Source organism: Streptomyces sp. NPDC055103, from assembly GCF_053607625.1.
In genome coordinates, this window is the sequence record NZ_JBSGTX010000151.1 from 1 (window position 1) to 3,649 (window position 3,649).

The window sequence follows — 3,649 nt, forward strand, 5'->3', positions numbered from 1 at the left end:
GATGTCTTGGAGGACAACCCTCTTCTACAGCAGCTCCGCTGCCTCGTTCACCGGCCTTGACGAACAACCCCCACCCTTAACTGAACGGCGTTGGTACTAGAGCTGCCCCCAGCACGTTGCGGCGCGGATCCCATTCCTCGGCAGAGGCCAGCTGTACGCGGTGGGCTTCTGCTTCGGGCGCCGCCAGCGACGGGAACGGCGCGCTGGGCAGCATCGGCGCTGCTGTCTACCTTTCCTTGGCGACCGCAGCGAAGGCCGGGATGCCGGAGCCGTTCGAGCGAAGTACCCCGGCCTCACACAGCTCCCACAGTGCGACGGACACTTCCTCCCTGGACACCTCGAAACTCTGCCCTGCCAACCAGTCATGGATCGCCTGGACGTTCAGCCAGGGGTTGTGCATGTTGGCATCCTGGTTCTTCAAGCGGGTCACTGCCGCGTTACGCCACACCTGTCCCTGTGGGGCGTCTCCCCTGGTCGGCTGGGCGGCTCCGAGGGTGCTTTCGAGGAGTGAGGCCACATGCAGGAGAGCTGCGATCACCCCACGGGTACCGGGGTCGGCACAGGTGTTCAGGGCGTTTACGGCCTGGGCACGGTAGTCGGTCATGGCTGGTCAGCGTAGAACCGCTGATAGCGATGGCGCAGGGCTGGTTCCGGCCACGCTCTGGCTGGCTGGCTCTGTCCACGAGAAGGAGCAGCAATTCGACGTCGGTTGGGGAGGCGCACTCGGCCAGGGAGTGCCTCGCAGTGTTCACGAGAACTGCCAGCACCGAGCCTTCCTCCCCGCATGGCCGTCAGTGCAGCGTGATGGGCCCCCTGATCTTGATCTTCGCGCGTCGCCCCGTTCATGATCGTCCTATGAGTCAGCACTCGGTATCCTTGGACAAGATCGTTTTGGAGGACTGGCCCGCCGTTCACTCGTGGGCGTGCCTCCCGGAGGTGTGCCGCTATCAGTCCTGGGGGCCGAACACAGAGGTCCAGACGCAGGACTTCGTGGACTCGGCGGTCAAGGCCTGGTCGGGTACCCCTCAGCGCCGGTTCCCCTACGTCGCCCGCGTCGGGCGGGATGTGGTGGGCATGGGTGAGCTGCATGTCCGCAGCCATAAGCAGCGCCAGGGCGAGATCTCATACATCGTGCATCCCCGGGTATGGGGGCAGGGCATCGGCACGGAAATAGGCCGGCAGCTGCTCGCGCACGGGTTCGGCGAGCTGGGGCTCCATCGGATCCATGCCACCTGTGACCCGAGGAATCTCGGCTCCTCCCGAGTGCTGTCCAAGATCGGTATGACGTATGAGGGACGCCTGCGCGACACGGCGCTGCTCCGCGACGGCTGGCGAGACTCCATGATCTTCAGCAGCCTCGAAGGTGAATGGCGCTCCACTGCGTAGCGCCGCCTGCGGGGTGCTGTCGTTTCTCAGGTTCTGGCTCAGCTTCCGTGCTGAGTGACGCTCCGTTACGGCTGGACGTCGAAGAGAGCAATGGACGGGGGCGGCGGGACAAGCACTGCGCGAAGGCGCGTCAGTATGGCTCGCCACTGCTTCCAGTCCTCCGGGTCGACCCAGTTTGAGGCTGGCCCATCCTCGTCGTCGACGATGCGGGCGAGTGCTTCGTCGGCGAGTGCCCGAAGGTCTGAAGGGAACACGGGCATCGGTGTTTCCGGGCCGTAGGACATGTCGACGGGTTCGCCTCCCGGGCATTTTTGCGCCGCGATCAAAGCGGCGGCTGCCACCGCTTCTTCCGCTTCCGCGAGGTAGCCGGTGGCGTCGATAGTCCGTATGAGAACGCCTCGGATCAGGGCTTCACGTGCCTCGGGCTCGGCTTCGTCGAGCGCGTTGGCGAAGTCCGCGGCTGTGTCGTTGTCGAAGGGACCGGTATCCCAGGTGCCCATGCTGATCTCCTTGCGTATGGTCGTCCGGATCCTTGCATCAGGCACTGACAACACGACTATGGGGCGAGCAGGACCCGTTTGCGAAGAAGGCCGAAGCCTGCGCGGCCGAACATCTGGCGCTTGAGCATCTTGATCCGGTTGACGTGTCCTTCGACGACCCCGGAGTTCCAGGGCAGCGTCAGGCCGGCGATGACGGCGTCGCGGTCCCGGTCGATGCCGGCCGCGAGAGTGTGGAGGCTGGGCAGGTCGTCCTGGCGGACGGCGTCGAGCCACTGAGGGAGTCGTTCACCCTGGCGCTCGGTGAGCATGTGGGCGAAGGACCGAACGTGACCGGTCAGGGCATCGAGTTCGGGGCAGTTGGCCAGGACGGCCTTGAGCCGGAGCTGTTCGATCTCGGTCAGCGTCTCGGGTCGGCTCAGGATCCATCGCGTCACCACGCGGGGTGCCGGCGGTTGCGCGGTGACCGGCCGTGGCGAGGTGCGCTTCTCTCGCAGGTAGGCGCTGACCCGGCCGTAGCTGCCGCGATAGCCCAAGGGAACGATCTCCTCCCAGAGCTTCCAGGCGTTGGTGCAGCCCTCGTCCCAGCGTTGGTCCAGGAAGGGCTTGTACTCGTCGAGGACGGAGGTCCTGTTGTGCTGCCACTGGCCGCGGAAGAGGTCTTCCGGTTTCGCAGCGTCGGCGAGGCTCTTGAACGGTGCGGTGGGTCATCTGGAGCTGACGCCCGATGGAGCGGCGGCTGTGGCCGGCTTCCAGCAGCGCGTGCACCGTGGCATGCCGGGCTCGGACGCGGTTGGCGAACCGCTTGCTCCGCCAAGGCGAATCCGCCTTCTCCTCGGGCGGCGCCGGTTCGTTAGTCTTCGCCTCGGGATCGGGGACCAGAACCCGAAGGCACTGGCGGTGTCGGGCCACCGCACGCTCAGCGGCTTCCCCCAGGTTGTGCCATAAGTGCCAACGGTCCGCGACCTGCGTCGCCTGGGGTGCCCCGGCTGTGGCGCCTTCCGCGAAGAACGGCGCGCGGTCCCGGCAGACGACCTCGATCCCTGGCCGCTGGGCGAGCCAGGCGGCCAGGCTTGATGCCTCTCGATCAGGCAGGAGATCGATCGGACGACGGGTCTCGACGTCCACCAGGACAGTGCCGTAGCGGCGGCCCTTGCGGGTGGCGTACTCATCGACGCCGACCACCCGAGGCATCGGCACCTCCGGCTCGGGCAGCGCCTCGACCAGGCGCAGGACCGTGCTCCGGCTGACGGACATGCCGAGCACTGCAGCCAGGCGGGCGCCGGCCCGGCCAGCCAGGGCGAGGCCGACTGCGGTCAGGATGGAACGCAGTCGTTCGGTGCGCTGGCCGTGCCTGCGGGTGAGACCGGATATCTGCTCCACGAACGTCCTACGTGGGCACTTGGTGTTCCCGCACCGGAACCGCCGGACTCGCAGCTGGAGTACGACGCTTCGTCCGGCGCTCGGGACATCAGCGAGAAACCGCAGGTAGGAGCTGTGAACCCGGGTCGAGCAGACTCCGCATCTCGGGCAGGCGGCGCCGGCCGTGGTGCACCGCGCGTCAAGGCGCACGTTCTCGATACTCACGTCCACCGACCGCACCGCGATGTCCGCGATCGCCGGGAACAGCAGCTCCTTCAGCTGGAGTGCAACGTCTTCCACGGCCCGGACTGAGCCTTTTCCATCTTGATCAGCTGGCGAGTTCGAGGGCGACGACGGCTCGGACGACCGCGGTGATTCGGGTGGTGCTGCAGCGGAGCTTCCGC

The 3,649-nt window shown here is 66.6% G+C and carries 3 protein-coding genes and 1 pseudogene; 1 reads left to right on the top strand and 3 read right to left on the bottom strand.

The genetic code is table 11. The annotated features are described in order from the left end of the window. Positions 1 to 226: 226 nt before the first annotated feature. On the bottom strand, positions 227 to 604 hold the full coding sequence (locus ACWFR1_RS40045; RefSeq protein ID WP_453560944.1) for a hypothetical protein: 378 nt from the start codon (positions 602 to 604) through the stop codon (positions 227 to 229). Positions 605 to 855: 251 nt separating this feature from the next. Between ACWFR1_RS40045 and ACWFR1_RS40050 the strand changes: the two genes are divergently transcribed. After that, positions 856 to 1,386: a GNAT family N-acetyltransferase gene (locus ACWFR1_RS40050; RefSeq protein ID WP_453560947.1), complete on the top strand. Its 531-nt coding sequence runs from the start codon at positions 856 to 858 to the stop codon at positions 1,384 to 1,386. A gap of 65 nt (positions 1,387 to 1,451) precedes the next feature. On the opposite strand, the gene ACWFR1_RS40055 is transcribed toward ACWFR1_RS40050, so the two are convergent. Beyond that, entirely contained in the window at positions 1,452 to 1,886 is a 435-nt protein-coding gene (locus tag ACWFR1_RS40055; RefSeq protein WP_453560950.1) for a DUF4259 domain-containing protein, read from the bottom strand. 56 nt (positions 1,887 to 1,942) lie between these two features. Continuing rightward, positions 1,943 to 3,545: pseudogene (locus ACWFR1_RS40060) on the bottom strand (ISL3 family transposase). Between the last annotated feature and the right edge of the window lie 104 nt (positions 3,546 to 3,649).

Coding starts and splice junctions, on each gene's coding strand:
- ACWFR1_RS40055 (WP_453560950.1), bottom strand. CDS start 1,886: ATGGGCACCTGGGATACCGGTCCCTTCGACAACGACACAGCCGCGGAC.
- ACWFR1_RS40045 (WP_453560944.1), bottom strand. CDS start 604: ATGACCGACTACCGTGCCCAGGCCGTAAACGCCCTGAACACCTGTGCC.
- ACWFR1_RS40050 (WP_453560947.1), top strand. CDS start 856: ATGAGTCAGCACTCGGTATCCTTGGACAAGATCGTTTTGGAGGACTGG.